18 protein-coding genes are annotated in these 17311 nt (G+C 63.2%); 10 read left to right on the forward strand and 8 right to left on the reverse strand.

The window, feature by feature from the left end:
• The first annotated feature begins 241 nt into the window (after positions 1-241).
• Genes araB through ACIPY3_RS22450 form a run of 4 tightly spaced genes read left to right on the forward strand, consistent with a single transcriptional unit; the run spans position 242 to position 5168 of the window.
• Positions 242-2011, forward strand: coding sequence for a ribulokinase (gene araB / locus ACIPY3_RS22435; protein WP_400337606.1), 1770 nt, complete (start codon positions 242-244; stop codon positions 2009-2011).
• Positions 2008-2715 (forward strand): L-ribulose-5-phosphate 4-epimerase, encoded by a 708-nt coding sequence (locus ACIPY3_RS22440; protein WP_400337607.1) that lies wholly within the window; start codon positions 2008-2010, stop codon positions 2713-2715. The genes araB and ACIPY3_RS22440 overlap by 4 nt, the downstream gene beginning before the upstream one ends.
• A gap of 45 nt (positions 2716-2760) precedes the next feature.
• Positions 2761-4275: an L-arabinose isomerase gene (gene araA / locus ACIPY3_RS22445; protein ID WP_400337609.1), complete on the forward strand. Its 1515-nt coding sequence runs from the start codon at positions 2761-2763 to the stop codon at positions 4273-4275.
• The gene (locus ACIPY3_RS22450) at positions 4272-5168 is read left to right on the forward strand and encodes an aldose 1-epimerase family protein (protein WP_400337612.1); all 897 of its coding nucleotides are present in this window, start codon (positions 4272-4274) and stop codon (positions 5166-5168) included. Before araA ends, ACIPY3_RS22450 begins: the two co-directional genes overlap by 4 nt.
• Positions 5169-5250: 82 nt before the next feature.
• Here ACIPY3_RS22450 and ACIPY3_RS22455 read toward each other — a convergent pair whose 3' ends face one another.
• From ACIPY3_RS22455 to ACIPY3_RS22480, 6 genes are read right to left on the reverse strand one after another with little or no spacing between them, the layout of a single operon-like run.
• Positions 5251-6093, reverse strand: a complete 843-nt coding sequence (locus ACIPY3_RS22455; protein WP_400337614.1) for a transporter substrate-binding domain-containing protein — start codon at positions 6091-6093, stop codon at positions 5251-5253.
• A 31-nt stretch (positions 6094-6124) separates the two neighbouring features.
• A complete protein-coding gene (locus tag ACIPY3_RS22460; RefSeq protein WP_400337616.1) occupies positions 6125-6778 on the reverse strand; it encodes an amino acid ABC transporter permease in 654 nt (217 codons plus the stop codon).
• Entirely contained in the window at positions 6775-7413 is a 639-nt protein-coding gene (locus ACIPY3_RS22465) for an amino acid ABC transporter permease (protein WP_400337619.1), read from the reverse strand. Before ACIPY3_RS22465 ends, ACIPY3_RS22460 begins: the two co-directional genes overlap by 4 nt.
• Position 7414: 1 nt before the next feature.
• The gene (locus ACIPY3_RS22470; RefSeq protein WP_400337621.1) at positions 7415-8185 is read right to left on the reverse strand and encodes an amino acid ABC transporter ATP-binding protein; all 771 of its coding nucleotides are present in this window, start codon (positions 8183-8185) and stop codon (positions 7415-7417) included.
• A 23-nt stretch (positions 8186-8208) separates the two neighbouring features.
• Positions 8209-9015, reverse strand: coding sequence for a hypothetical protein (locus ACIPY3_RS22475; protein WP_400337624.1), 807 nt, complete (start codon positions 9013-9015; stop codon positions 8209-8211).
• A complete protein-coding gene (locus ACIPY3_RS22480; RefSeq protein WP_400337627.1) occupies positions 9008-9508 on the reverse strand; it encodes a RidA family protein in 501 nt (166 codons plus the stop codon). The genes ACIPY3_RS22475 and ACIPY3_RS22480 overlap by 8 nt, the downstream gene beginning before the upstream one ends.
• Positions 9509-9761: 253 nt before the next feature.
• Here ACIPY3_RS22480 and ACIPY3_RS22485 point away from each other — a divergent pair, with 253 nt between their 5' ends.
• The gene (locus tag ACIPY3_RS22485; RefSeq protein WP_400337630.1) at positions 9762-10310 is read left to right on the forward strand and encodes a type IV toxin-antitoxin system AbiEi family antitoxin domain-containing protein; all 549 of its coding nucleotides are present in this window, start codon (positions 9762-9764) and stop codon (positions 10308-10310) included.
• A 283-nt stretch (positions 10311-10593) separates the two neighbouring features.
• A complete protein-coding gene (locus ACIPY3_RS22490; RefSeq protein ID WP_400337632.1) occupies positions 10594-11196 on the forward strand; it encodes a nucleotidyl transferase AbiEii/AbiGii toxin family protein in 603 nt (200 codons plus the stop codon).
• Between the two features lie 43 nt (positions 11197-11239).
• Here ACIPY3_RS22490 and ACIPY3_RS22495 read toward each other — a convergent pair whose 3' ends face one another.
• On the reverse strand, positions 11240-12157 hold the full coding sequence (locus ACIPY3_RS22495) for a LysR family transcriptional regulator (protein WP_400337635.1): 918 nt from the start codon (positions 12155-12157) through the stop codon (positions 11240-11242).
• Between the two features lie 132 nt (positions 12158-12289).
• On the opposite strand from ACIPY3_RS22495, the gene ACIPY3_RS22500 reads away from it, so the two are divergent.
• The gene (locus ACIPY3_RS22500) at positions 12290-13570 is read left to right on the forward strand and encodes an amidohydrolase (protein WP_400337638.1); all 1281 of its coding nucleotides are present in this window, start codon (positions 12290-12292) and stop codon (positions 13568-13570) included.
• 7 nt (positions 13571-13577) lie between these two features.
• Positions 13578-14561, forward strand: coding sequence for a LysR substrate-binding domain-containing protein (locus ACIPY3_RS22505; RefSeq protein WP_400337641.1), 984 nt, complete (start codon positions 13578-13580; stop codon positions 14559-14561).
• Positions 14562-14623: 62 nt separating this feature from the next.
• Here the strand turns inward: ACIPY3_RS22505 and ACIPY3_RS22510 are convergent, their stop codons facing one another.
• A complete protein-coding gene (locus ACIPY3_RS22510) occupies positions 14624-15640 on the reverse strand; it encodes a LacI family DNA-binding transcriptional regulator (RefSeq protein ID WP_400337644.1) in 1017 nt (338 codons plus the stop codon).
• Between the two features lie 128 nt (positions 15641-15768).
• Between ACIPY3_RS22510 and ACIPY3_RS22515 the strand changes: the two genes are divergently transcribed.
• Complete coding sequence (locus tag ACIPY3_RS22515; protein ID WP_400337647.1) at positions 15769-16143, forward strand: L-rhamnose mutarotase; 375 nt, start codon at positions 15769-15771, stop codon at positions 16141-16143.
• Positions 16140-17306 (forward strand): L-rhamnose isomerase, encoded by a 1167-nt coding sequence (rhaI, locus tag ACIPY3_RS22520; protein WP_400337650.1) that lies wholly within the window; start codon positions 16140-16142, stop codon positions 17304-17306. Before ACIPY3_RS22515 ends, rhaI begins: the two co-directional genes overlap by 4 nt.
• The last annotated feature ends 5 nt before the right edge of the window (positions 17307-17311 follow it).

The raw sequence follows: 17311 nt of genomic DNA on the forward strand, positions 1-17311 counted from the left end.
CGAACTCAACGACAGACCCCGCCAACGATTCGACTTCTGCACCCCAAATGAGATGATCAGAACCTTCCTGTTGCGATAACCGCTAGAAACCGCCCTTTCATAACGGCATCTACTGCGACCCAGTTGGGGGCTAAAGTCTTGACATTCATTTTGTTAGCGCTAACAATTGCATCAGCAGCTTGATCCGCCCCTTCACCCGACCCCGGCAATGAGGCCCTGGCCAGCCGGATGGAGACCACACATGAACACCTCAGAGACCCGTCCCCTGGACCAGCAATTCGTCATTGGCGTGGACTACGGCACTTTGTCCGGCCGCGCCGTCGTCGTACGCGTTTCGGACGGCAAGGAACTCGGCAGCGGAGTCTTCGAGTACCCGCACGCGGTCGTCTCGGAAAGCCTCCCCGGCACCGGACAACGGCTGCCCGCGGACTGGGCCCTGCAGGTGCCCAACGACTACCGCGACGTGCTGCGCCATGCGGTGCCGACCGCCGTCGTCAACGCCGGAATCGATCCCGCGCAGGTGGTGGGCATCGCGACCGACTTCACCGCGTGCACCATGGTTCCGACGACGGCGGACGGCACGCCGCTGAACGAACTGGACCGCTTCGCAGACCGCCCGCACGCGTTCGTCAAGCTGTGGCGGCACCACGCGGCACAGCCGCAGGCGGACCGTATCAATGAACTGGCCGAAGAACGCGGCGAGTCGTGGCTTCCCCGCTACGGTGGTCTGATCTCGTCGGAATGGGAGTTCGCCAAGGGTCTGCAACTTCTGGAGGAAGACCCTGAGGTCTACGCCGCGATGGACCACTGGGTTGAGGCAGCCGACTGGATCGTCTGGCAACTCTGCGGCACGTACGTCCGCAACGCCTGCACCGCCGGCTACAAGGGCATCTATCAGGACGGAAGCTACCCGTCCGAGGATTTCCTGGCAGCGCTGAACCCTGACTTTAAAGACTTTGTCAGCAGCAAACTCGAGCACACGATTGGCGCCCTCGGCGAAGCTGCTGGATACCTCACCGAGGAAGCCGCTGAATGGACGGGGCTCCCAGTTGGCATCGCCGTGGCCGTGGGCAACGTGGACGCACATGTCACGGCGCCCGCTGCGAATGCCGTCCGGCCCGGGCAACTCGTGGCGATCATGGGCACCTCCACCTGCCACGTCATGAACGGCGACGTGCTCCGGGAAGTCCCGGGCATGTGCGGTGTAGTGGACGGCGGCATCGTGGACGGGCTGTGGGGTTACGAAGCCGGTCAGTCAGGCGTAGGCGACATCTTCGGTTGGTTCACCAAGAACGGAGTTCCTCCGGAATATCACCAGGCCGCCGCGGCCAGCAGTCAAGGGATCCACGAATACCTGACGGAGCTCGCCTCACAGCAGGAAATTGGTGAGCACGGCCTGATCGCCCTCGATTGGCATTCGGGCAACCGGTCCGTACTGGTGGACCACGAACTTTCCGGAGTTGTTGTGGGCCAGACCTTGGCCACCAAACCGGAGGACATTTACCGCGCACTGTTTGAAGCCACGGCCTTCGGCACCCGGACCATCGTGGACGCGTTCCGCGATTCGGGAGTTCCGGTGAAGGAGTTCATCGTGGCCGGCGGCCTGCTGAAGAACAAGCTCATGATGCAGATCTACGCCGACGCGACCGGGCTGCAGCTTTCCACTATCGGCTCCGAACAGGGTCCGGCCCTGGGCTCCGCGATCCACGCTGCAGTCGCCGCCGGAGTATATAAGGACATTCGGGAAGCCGCCGCCGCAATGGCTGCCGCACCCGGCGCCGTCTACACACCCATTCCCGAAAACGTCGCAGCCTATGAGGCGCTCTTCCAGGAATACAAGACCCTGCACGACTACTTCGGCCGCGGTGCCAACGATGTCATGCACCGCCTCAAGGCCATCCAGCGGACGGCCAGAGACAAGCAGCAGGCGGCGGCAGCAACGCCGTCGGACGCTGGCTCCCAAGCCTCAGACGCCGCGGCGACCCACACCCTGGAAGGAGCCACCGCATGAGCGCCCTGCTGGAAACCATCGCGAAAGTTCGCAAGGATGTCTGCGAACTGCACGCTGAACTGACCCGCTACGGGCTGGTGGTGTGGACGGCCGGTAACGTTTCGGGGCGTATCCCCGGCCATGAGTTGATGGTGATCAAACCCTCCGGTGTCTCCTATGACGACCTGACCCCGGACCTCATGGTGGTGACAGACCTCTACGGAGTCCCCGTCAGCAGCGTCACCACGGAAGTCGGCGAAACAGTCCAGTGGGGCAACCCCAACCTCTCCCCGTCCTCGGACACTGCGGCGCACGCATATGTGTACCGGAACATGCCCGAGGTGGGCGGGGTGGTCCACACGCACTCCACGTATGCCACTGCCTGGGCGGCCCGCGGCGAGGAGATTCCGTGCGTGCTGACCATGATGGGAGACGAGTTTGGCGGCCCCATTCCGGTGGGACCCTTCGCGCTGATCGGCGACGACTCGATCGGCCATGGCATCGTGGAGACGCTCAAGAACTCCCACTCCCCTGCGGTCCTCATGCAGAACCACGGTCCGTTCACCATCGGCAAGGACGCCCGCGCCGCGGTCAAAGCCGCAGTGATGTGCGAAGAAGTGGCCAAAACAGTCCACGTGTCCCGCCAACTTGGCGAGCCACAGGCAATCGACCAAGCCAAGATCGCCTCTCTCTATGACCGCTACCAGAACGTCTACGGCCGCTGACGCGACGCCGCAAACCCGGCCACACCCCAAACTCCAGGAGCCAACATGCCTTCCGCCAATACCACGTCCCTTGACCACTACGAGGTCTGGTTTCTCACCGGCAGCCAGCACCTCTACGGGGAGGATGTCCTCAAGCAGGTGGCCGCCCAGTCCCGCGAGATCGCGGAAACCCTCAATTCCACAGTCCCGGTCAAGCTTGTCTGGAAGCCGGTCCTCACCGACTCGGACGCCATCCGCCGCACCGCCTTGGAAGCCAACTCGAACGACTCCGTGATCGGCGTGACCGCGTGGATGCACACGTTCAGCCCGGCGAAGATGTGGATCCAGGGTTTGGACGCGCTCCGCAAGCCACTCCTGCACCTGCACACGCAGGCCAACCGGGACCTGCCGTGGGCGGACATCGACTTCGACTTCATGAACCTCAACCAGGCAGCCCACGGCGACCGCGAGTTCGGGTACATCCAGTCCCGTCTCGGGGTGCCGCGGAAGACCGTCGTCGGGCATGTCTCCAACCCGGAGGTCGCCCGCCAGGTGGCCGCTTGGCAGCGCGCCTCGGCGGGTTGGGCCGCGGTCCGGACGCTGAAGCTGACGCGCTTCGGCGACAACATGCGCAACGTTGCGGTCACCGAGGGTGACAAGACCGAGGCCGAGCTGCGCTTCGGCGTCTCGGTGAACACCTGGTCCGTCAACGAACTCGCCGATGCGGTCCACACCGCTGCAGAGTCCGACGTCGACGCCTTGGTGGCCGAGTACGAACGCCTTTACGAGGTGGTTGACGAGCTGAAAGCAGGCGGCACCCGCCACGAATCGCTCCGTTACAGCGCAAGGATTGAACTCGGTCTCCGTAGCTTCCTGGAGGCGAACGGCTCTGCAGCGTTCACCACCTCCTTCGAGGACCTGGGCGAACTCCGCCAACTGCCCGGCATGGCCGTCCAGCGTCTCATGGCCGACGGCTACGGCTTCGGCGCAGAGGGCGACTGGAAGACCGCCATCCTGGTTCGCGCCGCGAAGGTCATGGGTGCGGGCCTGGTCGGCGGGGCGTCACTCATGGAGGACTACACGTACCATCTGGAACCGGGATCGGAGAAGATCCTCGGCGCGCACATGCTCGAGGTCTGCCCGTCCCTGACCGCCCGGAAGCCGCGCGTCGAAATCCACCCGCTGGGCATCGGCGGCAAGGAAGATCCCGTCCGCATGGTGTTCGATACCGACGCCGGCCCGGGAGTCGTCGTCGCGCTGTCCGACATGCAGGACCGGTTCCGCTTGGTCGCGAACGTCGTGGACGTCGTCGACCTCGACCAGCCCCTCCCCAACCTGCCCGTAGCCCGCGCGCTCTGGGAACCCAAGCCCGACTTCGCGACCTCCGCCGCAGCGTGGCTCACCGCCGGTGCGGCCCACCACACGGTATTGTCCACGCAGGTGGGCCTGGACGTGTTCGAGGACTTCGCCGAAATTGCCCGCACCGAACTGCTCACCATCGACGAAAGCACCACCATCAAAGCGTTCAAGAAAGAACTCGCCTGGAACGCCGCGTACTACAAACTGGCAGGCGGCCTGTGAGCCCTGAATTCACGCTGACGGCGGGTGGGTACGTGGCTGTTGTCACCGCCCACGCCGCCGCGCTGCGCGTTCTGCAGTTCGAGGGCCGCGATCTTGTGGTGCCGTTCGCCGAAGGCGGCCCGATCCCGGACTATCGGGGAATCATCGCGGCACCGTGGCCCAACCGGATAGCGGACGGGAAGTACACGTTCGACGGCGTTACGCACCAACTCGCCGTCAACGAACCGGAGCGCGGCACGGCGCTGCACGGCCTCGCCTTTCCACTCGATTGGACGCTGAAAGAGCACGACGCCGGTTCGGTCACCTTGACACGCACGGTGGGGCCAACGGAGGGCTACCCGTTCGTGCTGGAAGTCTCGGCTCGATACGTGCTGGATGAGGCCGGGCTGCATACTTTCGTCACGGCTGTGAACGCCGCCGACGTCCCCGCGCCCTACGGTGTGTGCCCGCACCCTTACTTGGTTGCCGGACCTTCGCCCCTGGATGAGTGGACCCTCGAAGCGCCGGTGGGGACGTTCCTCGAAGTCACTCCGGACCGGCTTCTTCCCGTTCGCTTGGCGCCTGTCGAAGGACACGAGTTCGACTTCCGCTCACCGCGCGCGATCGGCGCCACCGAAATCGACCACGCCTTCACGGACGTGGCGTTCGACGGCGGGCTGGCGCAGCTGTCGCTTCGGGACCCGGCGGGCACCGGCGTCGGAATGTCCTGGGACGAAAGCTGCACCTGGCTGCAGATCCATACGGCAGACAAGCCGGCACCCATCCCCAGCCGGATCGGTCTGGCCGTGGAACCTATGACCTGCCCACCGGACGCCTTCAACAGCGGAACGGACCTGATCCGCTTGGAACCCGGCGCGTCGCACGTGGCGTCGTGGAGCATCTACGCCCTCTAACGCCCCGCGCACCCAACTGGGTCGCAGCAGAGCGCGTTTTGAGGCTTCAAAACGCGCTCTGCTGCTACTTACTTGGGTGGGGTTAGCCGATCAGGCGGGCATCACCGGTGTTGATCGCGGAGGCCGGGAAGCCGTTCTTCACCACGATCTTCTCAAGGCCGCCGTCCTTGCGCAGTCCGTCCACGTACTCGTTGAGGGCCTTGAGCAGCCCAGCATTGTCCTTCGTGACTGGGAAGCAGGTCTGCGGCGGCTCAAGAGAAGCCTTGATCGCAGAATCCGGGTCAAGGACCTCCACCTTCAGGCCGTTGCTGTTGTTATGCGCTTCGCCGAAGCCATCAATGCCGACGTCGAGCCGGCCCGACTTCAGGTCCTGGAACAGGTCCACGGGAGCCTTGTACAGCTGAAGGTCGCCCCCGAGGTAGCTCTTGGCGTCGTCCACCCACACGTTGCCGTTGACCGTACCGACCTTTTTGCCTTTCAGGTCGGTCACTTTGTTAAGGCCGTCCTTGGAGATCAGCACCATCTGGTCGGTGTAGATCGGATCCGTCAATGACAGGATGTCGGCACGGGCCTTCGAGCGCCACCAACCGCCCGTGGCAACATCGGCCCGACCACCTTGGACGGTGGGGATCACGGCCGCCGCGGCCGCGGACACGGCGTTGATGGTGAGGCACTGCTTCTCGGCAAAGCCCATGAGGATGTCGCCGTCGACGCCCCCAAGTTCATTGCCCTTGAAGGTGACGTAGGGCGGTGCTTCATAGACGGCGACCGTCAGTGAGCCCTTTTTCAAGGTGTCGAACTGGGATGCCGGTTTGCAGTCCGCGGACGTCTTGGATCCGGCGGCGTCGGTGCTGCCGCCGCAACCCGTGAGCCCAGCGGCCAACGTCAGGGCAGCCACAGCCGATGCGATGACTCGTAGTTTCATGATGGTTCCTCTTGATGGGGGTGCCGGCGTGTCAGCGGTGACGCGCCAGTCGATGCTCGACGAAGTTGCTGAGGGAACTCGCGGGAATGGTGATCAATGCGTACATCAAGCCTGCGAGGGTAAGGATGCTCAGGTAGCGGAAGGTGATGGAGCCGATGGAGTAGGCCTGGCTCATCAGTTCCGGCATGGCAATGGTGTAGGCCAGGGAGGTCGCCTGGAACACCATGATCGCGAATCCCATGAGCGGCGGGATGGCGATTCTGATCCCTTGCGGGATCACAACAAAACGGAGGATGTCGCCGCGGGCCATGCCCAGCGCGTGTGCGGCTTCCACCTCTCCAGAGGGCACGGCCTGCAAACCACCGCGGAGGATTTCGCTCGTGTATGCGGCGGTGGTGAAGGCCAAAGCCAAGGATGCTGCCACGAAGGACGTCAGCGTCATGCCGGCGCTGGGCAGTCCAAAGTAGAACAGCTGCAGGACCACCAGGGCAGGGGTTCCACGGCCGACTTCGATCACGCCGATCGAAACTACCCGCAAGGCACGGTTCTTGGAACCGGCCCCCAACGCCAACAGCAGCCCAGCCGGCAAACCCATCAGAAGCGTCACGAGAGTCAGTTGGAGGCTGACGCCCAGCCCGCCCAGCAGGTCCGGGAAGTAGTCCACCCAGTCGTTGAAGAACGTCATCGCGCAACCCTCTTTCGGAGCTTGCTGTCCAGCAAACGCGTTGCCCAGGCACAGGGAATGGTCATGGCCACGTAAAGGCCGGCCGCCCATAGGAAGGGCACAATCGCATCACCCGTGACCGTGGATTCGTGGCCAGCCCAGTAGATGGTGTCCTGCACGCCGATCACGGAGGCAACGGATGAGTCCTTCAACAGGCCGATGGCAAACGTGGCCGCTGCCGGAATCGAGACCCGAAGCACCTGCGGACCGATGATGCTGGCCAGGGTCGCAGCCCGCGAGAGCCCCAAGGCGTCGCTGGCTTCCCACTGGCCGTCGTGGATGGCGGTCAAGCCACCCCGATAGATCTCGGCCATGTACGCAGACGAGACCAGGCCAAAACCGATGACTGCGGCCGCAAACGAGCTGAGTTCGATCACGCCGCTTCCCACACCGAAGTAGATGATGAACAGCCACGCCAGCGGAGGAATGCCCCGGAGCAACTCAATGAAGGTCCTGGCAATGAAACGGACCAGGACAAACCGCGAGCGGCGCGCCAACACCAGCGGGATGCCGCCGATTGCACCGAACAAAAGCGAGGAGAGTGTCAGCAACAGCGTCATGGAGACGCCTTGTGCCACCACGCTGAGGTGTTCCATGTCAGCGCTCCAATACGGCTCGCAGGAACCGGCGAGTGCGGTCCATGCTGGGAGAGGTGAAGACGTCGGCAGGGTCGCCTTGTTCAAGGATGGCGCCCTCCGCCATCACCACCACCCGGTCGGAGACATCCCGCGCAAACTGCATCTCGTGCGTGACCACCACCATGGTCATGCCTTCGGAGGCCAGTTCCTTCATGACGGCGAGGACTTCCAGGCCCACCTCCGGATCAAGCGCAGACGTTGGCTCGTCGAACAGCATCACCTGCGGATCCAAGGCCAGGGCCCGGGCAATGGCGATGCGTTGCTGCTGGCCGCCGGAGCATCGGCTGGGATACTGGTTGGCTTTGTCCGCCAGTCCCACGCGCTCCAGGAGCTTTTTGGAACGGGCATCGGCCTCGGCACGAGTCCGGCCGAGCACGCGTTCCTGCGGGAGGGAGATATTCCGCAGCACGGTCATATGTGGGAACAGGTTGAAGGACTGGAACACCATGCCCACGTTGCGGCGGAGGCGGACCAGGTCCTTGTGGCTGATTTCCGTTCCGGCGTCCACCTGGTTTCCCTCAACCGTGATGCGCCCGCTGTCCGGGACTTCCAGCAGGTTGATGCAACGGAGCAGTGTGCTCTTGCCGGCGCCGCTGGGGCCGATGATCGCCACGACTTCGCCTTCGCGGACGGATAAGGACACGTTGTCGATCACCGTATGGTTCCCGAACCTCTTCACCACTGATTCCAGCGATATGGCGGTCCGATCCTGTGCGGCATCTTCTTGCATGGCTAACTCGTTCCTGGCTTGTGTCATTGGACTGACGCGGCTTGTGCGCCGGCGGCCGAAGTCCCGTCAGCGGCCGGCCCCTCGGCGGCGTCAGCACCGGCGTCGAACCCTGCACCGAGCGCGTTGAGCGCGAAGGACGCGACGTCGAGGATCGGCACGGTGGTGTATTTGCGGATTTCCTGGCGGAACTCTGGCAGCAGCGTGCATTCCAAGACCAGCACGCCGATGTCCTCAAACCGGCCGCCGGGCCCAAACTCGCGCTTTACCACGGAGGCAACGCCTTCTTTGAGCATTGGCTGGTCCCAGCCGTTGCCCAGGGCGTGGTCGTTGGTGAGCATGGTGGCCCAACCGGGCTCGCCTTCCATTCCCGCGATGACAATCCTGGAAGACAACACGTGATCGTCGAGGAGCTTGCTGGCGAGCTTTTCCGAGACCGTCAGGACGCCGATGTCCTTGCTGGTCAGCACCGAGGCGATGGGCAGGAGGTCCAGGCCGCTCGTGATCACGTTGGCTGTCTGGCGCATGTCCTTCCGGGCGTAGAAGAAGAAGCCGCAATCGGTGATCACCAGGGGGCAGTGTGCCAGCTTTTCACTGGCCGCCCAGAAGGCTTCGACCGCTTCAGGTTCGCCGTTGACCAGAGGTTCAACACGGGCGCCGCGGGCAACTGCATAGGCTACGGGCAGCCCATGCCAGCTCGCCGGGTTTTCGAAGAAACCCACAGGATTGTCGCTGATGCCGGGTGAGTCCGGAGTGAGGCACTCCACGTAGTCGACGGGGTAGGAGTCGAGGTCGCAGAGGATGACTCCAAGCTGGGGCTTGATGCTAGTCATTACGCCCACCCGGGTTGGCATCATCAAGCGCTTCCGGCCTGCCGCCGTCGAACGCCTCAACACGGGTGGCGGCGCTCCCAACAATAGCGACGGCGTTCACCTCAACCCGGATCCCCGGGAGGTTGAGCTCCTCGCCGATCAGGATGCCTGTGGCGGTGGGACCGGGGGCGGGGAAGTAGCTGAAGCGGATGTCGTAGGTGCGCTGCCACTCTTCGTAGCTGAGTTCGCCGGCGTAGAAGGTGTTGAACTGGACAACGTCACCCATGGTGCCGCCCAGTTCTTCGATGACCCGCTTGAGCGATTCCATGACGGACTTGCACTGCGCCACGATGTCGCCGGGGTTGCGGACGTTGCCCTGTTCGTCGAGGTCCTCCTGGCCACCGACGTAGATCATGTCCCCCACGCGGATGCCGTGGCTGTGGTTGATCTTGAAGTGGCCCGGCACCTGCCAGTGGCCGGGAAGCTCTGCGAAACGTCGTTCGAGGGTGGTCATTTCTTCGTTCTCCTTTGTGGTGATCGTCACTGATCACTTCAAGCATGGAACGGGAAATCAGGGTTTAACCCGGCAACAGAACGAGGTTTGCTGGCGCTGCCGCAAGACTTTCTTTGGCTGCGGTTTGGGTCGCCAGTCAAAGCACGACGGCGGCACCCGCCTTAGGCTGCGGCGCACCAAGGCTGGCTCATGCTCATCGGCAGGAATGTTGCACTATCTGCCAAAAGGTGACTAAAAATAGTAACCTTTTGGCATGACAAAGGTGAGTCAGCTCCGGGAAATTGGAATGGACCACGGAGGGTTCGTGGACACAGATGCGGCCGTCGCAGTTGGCATGGACCCGAAAGCCTTGTCCCGCATGGCTCATCGCGGACGCCTTACGCACGAGCTCCACGGGATCTACAGGTTTCCCGAGATCCCGGTGGACGAGACCACCGAGTACCGACTGGCTTTGCTTTGGGCCGGACCGGATTCTGCATTGGACTCAGAGAGCGTATTGCTGCTCCTCGATCTCTGTGACGTTAACCCACGTGAAATCCATGTGGCCGTGCCGCCCGGGACACGGATTCGCCGCAAAGGCAAGGACCACTACTGCCTCCACAAGGGAAAGTTTGACGTCGAGTTCCACCAGGGACTTCCGATGCTTCCCGTCCACCAGGCCGTCGCCCGGGCGCTCGATGAAGGCATGCGTCGCGGGTTGGCCTCACAGGCTATCCGGACGGCGACCAGGAGGGAACTCATAGAGGAGTCCGAAGCGCAGGACCTTATTCATCGATACCAGCTTGGAGAGGAGGCCAGGTGAAGTACGGAGATCTGCCAGCCAGGGTCAAGCCCGCGAAGACCGCTTCGTCGCTGTTGGCCGCAATTCGCAACACGGAGACGGGCGAGCCGGACCAAGTAACCACCTGGACCATTGCCGCAAGCGTCCTCATGGCAGCCCTTCAACGGCCAAAAGGCAGTGATGGCAAGCCCTTCCTTAGGCTGAAAGGCGGAGCCTATCTGGAATGGTCCCTGCACCCGGTCGCCCGCGCCACGCAGGACGTCGACACATTTTCACGGCGGAGGCCGACCGTTTTGACTCCTTCTTGCGGGAAGCAGTAACCGGGCCACTCGGCGATTTCACATTCGTCGTCAAAGCCCGAACCGGAGACATCGAAGTTGCCCTCGCTGCGACTAATCCCCGCCGACACGAGATCCAGATTTTCTTCGCGAGGAAATTGTTCCGCAAGGTGGTCCTTGAGGTGTCCTTCCTGGAAGGTGCCATGGACACGTCCAATGACAGCGTGCCCGCCCCTCGCCTTGAGCCCTTCGGTATACCCACACCCGCAGTGACACTGGCCTCCATCTCACCGGAGTACCAAGTTGCCCAAAAGCTGCACGCCTGCACTGGTCCCGGCCACGAGGAACGGGAACGCGACGTACTGGACATCCTGCTGCTGAAACGGAATGTCTTTGACCCAGGATTGGGAACCGAGCCCCTGTTGCAAGCGTGCGAAGACATCTTCCGCACCAGAGCCCGGATCGGGAGCATGAATGGTGTCCAGGCGAAGGTTTGGCCTACCGCAATTGTCATCCACGAAAATTGGGGTCCGGAGTTCGCGACGCTGGCCGGAAGGCTGGGCATGGACATCGATCTTGCGGCCGCCGTTGAGGAACTCAATGACTGGGCGGCCAGGTTCCAGCCCTGAGACAAGGTCATATCCGAGAACGACATCAGCGGCAGTAGGCAACTCAAGCGGCAGCGGCGCCCAGCAGCCCGTGGACCTCATCGAGGACGGCTTTAATGATGGGCCGGCGGGCATCGCTGCTTCGCGTTACGGTGAGCACCCGGCGATGAATGCGAGGCTTGTCGAAAGCATGGATCCCGACGGGCGCAACGGTATCGTCCACGGACAGGGGCGGAAGCAAGGAGATGCCCCTGCCCCGGGAAATGGCCTCGACCAGCAGAAGAAGATCATCCACCACCCAGCGGCTGTTCGGCTCGAATCCCTCATTCCGGCACGCGAAGCGTACGGCTTGCCCGCACGCCCCGGCCTCGGGCGTCAGCACCCAGTCGGCATTCTTGAGGTCAGTCAGCTTCAGCCGCGGGGGCACCACATAGTCCGGCGGCGTGACCAGGACCAGCGGCTCATTCATGACCTCGCGGGTGACGAGGTAGTCCGGGAAGGCGACGGGGACGTTGTCGTAAAGATCGACAATCGCGATATCCAGGGCGCCGTTCAGCAATTGCTCAATGCTGTCCACGGGCTCGACGACGTTGACGGTAAGTTCGACGTCGGGCGCGGTCACCTCAAGCTTGTCAGCGACCGGAAGAAGCACGTTCCGCGCAAGGGAGGGAATGGATCCGATCCGTACCCTGCCAGCCAGTTCCCCGCCAAGCTGGTCCATTTCGGCCCGGGTGGCTTCGAGGAGCCTGACCACCGCACGGGCATGTTCCACCAGGATTTCGCCGGCTCCGGTCAAGCCCACACCTCGGGAAGACCTGTCCAGGAGTTGCACGCCCGTTTCCTTCTCCAGGATGCTGATTTGCTGCGACACGGCCGAGGACGTAATGCCCAGGACCCTCGCGGCTCCAGCCAGGGATCCCTGCCGCGCTACCTCGTTGAGCAGGCGCAGCCGTGGCACGTCCGGAAGTGGCTTTTCGGTCATGGAACATTCTTGCACGATTAGCTGTTCTTAACACAGATCCAGATGTATCTTAAGTTAAACAACGCGCCAACGAGTCGACGACGACGTTCACTCACTGGCCCTCTTCACTTCCCCTTCTCGAAAGGACGCCACGTGGATACCGTGGAAACGCACCCGTCCAAATTGGCCCTCACCGGCATACTTGGCGCCTCCGAATCCATCGCCCGGAACATTACGAGCACCATCGAAGACCTCACGACGGATCTCCGGGAACTCAGCCACGGCATCCATGGCATCGCGGAGGTGGGCTTCGAAGAACGCCTGTCCGTTGCCTTCGCCGCCGAGTTCCTCAGGTACCGGGGTTTTCCCGTCCAGGTTGGGCGCTACGGCCTGCGTACCTCACTGCGCGCAGAGGCGGGCTCGGGCTCACCAAAGGTTGCCGTGCTCGCCGAGTACGACGCCCTTCCGGGAGTCGGCCACGGCTGCGGCCACAACGTCATCTGCGCAGCGGCGGTCGGCGCATTCCTGGGCGTGGCCGCGCAGATCGAAAAACTCGGCGGATCAGTGGTGCTCATCGGAACCCCGGCGGAAGAAAACGGCAACGGCAAGGAGTTGCTGGCACGGGCGGGTGCCTTTGACGACATCGACGCCGTGGTCATGCTGCACCCCTTCACCGGTGAATCCGAAGCGGCATCGTTTGCGTCCTTGGCCGTCCGCGACGTTGAGGTCACCTTCCATGGCGTAGCCGCGCACGCTTCTTCGGCACCGCACATGGGCCGCAACGCCCTGGACGCCGTCGTTGCCGCGTACCAAGGAATTGCGGCACTTCGCCAGCACATTCCGGCAACAGACCGCTTGCACTGCCTGATCGTCGAGGGTGGTTCTGCGGTGAACGTCGTACCCCACCTGGCGAGCGCCGTCGTCGAAATCCGCTCGCTTGACCCCGACGGCCTGGTTGACCTTTCGCAAAGAGTGCAGAACGTCCTGGAGGGCGCAGCGCTCATGACGGGCACCCGGCTCGAAACCACCTGGGATCCGTTCCCGGCGTATCTTCCGGTACGCAGCAACCATTCCCTCGCCGCCCGCTACCACGGGCATATGTCTTCCCGCGGCCGCGCCATCACCCTGGAGACCGAGCTTGTGGGCGGCGGCTGGTCCACGGACCTGGGAAACCTCAGCCTGCGGCTCCCCTCCATCCATCCGACCGTCAGCATCTCCCGCGAAACAACGCCCATGCACACGGTGGAGTTCGGGCAGCACGCCATCAGCCCCGCCGGAGACAAAGCAGTGGTGGACGGTGCCATCGGCCTCGCTTTGACCATTGCAGACTACTTGGCGGACGAGCGGCTCCGAGAGCAGACGCAACTGGACTTCGAAGCCGCTGGTGGAGCAGTGAACGTGGAGCAACTCCTCACCCCACCAACCGAGAAATAGCAGCATCATGTTAAATCCAGTCCATCTCCGCACCCTCTCCGTGGTCCTTCGCACAGGATCCTTTGCTGACGCCGCCCGGGAAATCGGCTACACCGGCTCGGCCGTTTCACAGCAGGTGGCAGCGCTCGAGCGTGCCGTGCAGGCTCCCCTCGTGGAACGCGACGCCCAGAGCATCCGCCCCACGGAGGCAGCAAAGTTCCTGGCCACCAGGGCGCGCGACATCATCAACGCCCTCAGCACCCTCGAAGACGAGATGAAGGGCTTCAGCAAAGGCAATTACGGGCTCATGCGGCTGGGCAGCTTCAGCACGGCGAGCCAACGACTCCTGCCCGCCGGGCTGGCGTCATACCTGCGCAGGCATCCCACCTCCACGGTTGAACTGGAGGAAGGCTGCCCCACGGACTTGGCGGCCATGGTCAGGGATTCAGTGCTGGATGTTGCTGTGGCTTTCCACTACGACCTTGTCCCGCAGCAATGGCCTTCCAATGTGGTCGCGGTCCCGCTGCTGGCCGAGGAACTCCTGTTGCTGCTCCCCGAAAAGCACAGGCTTGCCGGTGCCGGGCAGATCACGCTCCATGACCTTGCCCGGGAGAACTGGGTATCCACCAAGGAAGACTCGTCCGGCGACGCGTGCCTCAGGCATTTGTGCGCCAGCGGAGGTTTCAAGCCGCGAATCACGGTGAGGAGCGACAACTACGATGCTCTCCGCGGCATGGTCCGGTCAGGCGTGGGCATCGCACTGGTGCCTGCATTGGACCACGTACCAGCCGAGGACATCGTGGCCACGGCTATCTGCGGATGCACGGCCCGGCGGCATATCTCCGCCCTTCGGCGCAAGGCAGAGGCCGGCGTTTCAGTCACCAGCTTCCTGCAATGCCTGGGACGCTCGGCCGACCGTCTGGCCAGCTCGGCGCCCGGCATTACCCGTCAGACGAAGCAGCCCGACGCCCTGGTGCCGGTGGAATACCTGGCCAGCCTCCGCGCGTCGTAATTCCGCCCAAGTAAGTCGCATTAGTGCGCGTTTTGACGTCTCAAAACGCGCACAACTGCGACTCAGTTGGGTGAGCCGGACGTGCTTTGGCGGACCACCAGTTCGGGCGTGAAGACGACGGCACGGTGCTTGGTTCCGCCGCTGTCCTGTTCCTCGGCAAGGAGTTCGATGGCGGTCCGGCCCAGGGCTTCGGTGGGCTGGCGGATGGAGGAGAGGGGCACGACGGCGGAGATCGCAAAGTCGATGTCGTCGTAACCGATCAGGGCAATATCCTCCGGGATGCGCACGGTCCTGAGCATGGTGAGCGACTGCATCACGCCAAGCGCCAGGAGGTCGTTGGAGCAGAAGACAGCTTCCGGACGGTCCACCGGCGAACGCTCCACCAACGTGTTGCCCACCTGGCGGCCGGCAAGGACGGTTTGGCCCGCGGAGTCCAGGACCTCGATGGTGGCTCCGTCCACTTCGGAAACGGCACGCTGCGCGCCCTTGAGTCGATGCGCCACCTGGCGGATCGACGGGGTGCCAACAAAAGCCAGACGACGGCGGCCCGTCTCCAGCAGGTGCCGGGCAGCGAGGTAGCCGCCTTCTTCATCATCCACGGAAACCGAGCTGCAGCGATCAGTGTCGGCCAGCTGATCCACCAGGACTGTGGGGACTCCGCGTTCGCGCAGGGTGTCGATCCGCTCGGCGACATCACCCACGGGTGAGATAAGGATGCCCTGGACCCGCTGTTCCTGGAACAGGTCCATGTAGTGCACTTCGCGGGAGGCATCCTGGCCGCTGTCCCCCACCAGCACCACGCTACCCAGCGCCGTAGCGGCGTCCTCTGCTGCCCGGGCTACGGAGGAAAAGAAAGGGTTGCCGACGTCCAGCACGATCAAGCCGATGGTGCGGCTCTGGCCGGCGCGCAATTGGCGGGCGGCGTCATTCCGCACAAATCCAAGTTCAGCGATGGATTTAAGCACTCGCTCCTTGGTGCGCTGCGAGACTCGGTCCGGGTAGTTGAGCACGTTGGAAACAGTGCCCACGGCAACCTTGGCGTGGGTGGCAACGTCTTTGATGCTCGCTGTTTGGGACATGCTTTCCAATCTCCGCTGTCTTCTCGTCTTACCTGCAGGAAACGCCTTGACACCCTCCTTTATCCGAGGGTAATTTGAATCGTAACAAATGAAACGATTCAAAGACGAGTAACCCCGGAGAACCGCAGATGAGGGTATGTTTCCGCTCCTCCGTCCACCCCGAGCTGATGGACGAGTACAAGCGCCGCCACGCAGCCGTTTGGCCCGAAATGCTCCGTGCCCTCAAGGACGCGGGGTGGAACAACTACTCACTGTTTCTCGCGTCAGACGGGCAGCTCATTGGCTACTTGGAATGTGATGACTATGCGCAAGCGCAAGCCCGCATGGCCGTCACCGAGGTCAACGCCCGCTGGCAAGCGGAAATGGCCACCCTCTTCGCCAACAGCGATGTCCCTCCGGACGAGGGCTTCGAGATCGTCGAAGAAGTTTTCAACCTGGAAGACCAACTGGCTTCAGCAAGCAAGGCCGGCAACGCCACCACCCATGAGAAGGAACAAGCATGAACACCACAGAATCGGCCCTGGGCCGCTTGGGAGAACTGGCCATTGAAGTGCCCTCCTGGGCCTATGGGAATTCGGGGACGCGGTTCAAGGTCTTCGGCACTCCGGGTACCCCGCGCACTGTGCAGGAAAAGATCGCAGACGCTGCGAAGGTCCACGAGCTCACGGGCCTGGCACCGACGGTTGCGCTGCATATCCCGTGGGACAAGGTGGACAACTACACCGCGCTGCGTGAATATGCGGAGGGTCTGGGCGTTGGGCTGGGCACCATCAACTCGAACACCTTCCAGGACGACGAGTACAAGTTCGGTTCCCTGACCTCGTCCAACGAATCGGTGCGTCGCCGGGCGATCGAGCACCACCTTGACTGCATCGGGATCATGCACGCTACCGGGTCCAAGGATTTGAAAATCTGGCTCGCTGATGGCACCAACTACCCCGGTCAGGACGATATGCGTGGCCGTCAGGACCGCCTGGCCGAGTCGCTGCAGGAAATCTACGCGGCCCTGGGTGATGAGCAGCGCCTGGTGTTGGAGTACAAATTCTTCGAGCCGGCTTTCTACCACACCGATGTTCCGGACTGGGGCACCTCGTACGCGCAGACCCTGGCCCTCGGCGAGAAGGCGTTCGTGTGCCTGGACACCGGCCACCACGCCCCGGGCACCAACATCGAGTTCATCGTGATGCAGCTCCTGCGCCTCGGCAAGCTCGGTTCCTTCGACTTCAACTCCCGCTTCTACGCCGACGACGACCTCATTGTGGGCGCGGCCGATCCGTTCCAGCTGTTCCGGATCATGCACGAAGTCATCCGCGGCGGCGGCTTCGGCAAGGACTCCGGCGTCGCGTTGATGCTGGACCAGTGCCACAACCTGGAAGAGAAGATCCCAGGCCAGATCCGCTCGGTCCTGAACGTCCAGGAAATGACGGCCCGCGCCCTGCTCGTGGACACCGCAGCGTTGAACGAGGCGCAGCGTGCCGGGGATGTCCTGGCCGCGAACGGCATCTTCAACGATGCCTTCTACACCGACGTCCGCCCGGCCCTTGCCCAGTGGCGTGAATCCCGCGGCCTGCCCGCCGACCCGATCGCTGCCTACAAGGCCAGCGGCTACCAGAAGAAGATCAACGAGGACCGCGCAGGCGGCCAGCAAGCCGGATGGGGCGCATAAGTAGC

The organism is Paenarthrobacter sp. NPDC089714, assembly GCF_044748905.1.
GTDB lineage: Bacteria > Actinomycetota > Actinomycetes > Actinomycetales > Micrococcaceae > Arthrobacter.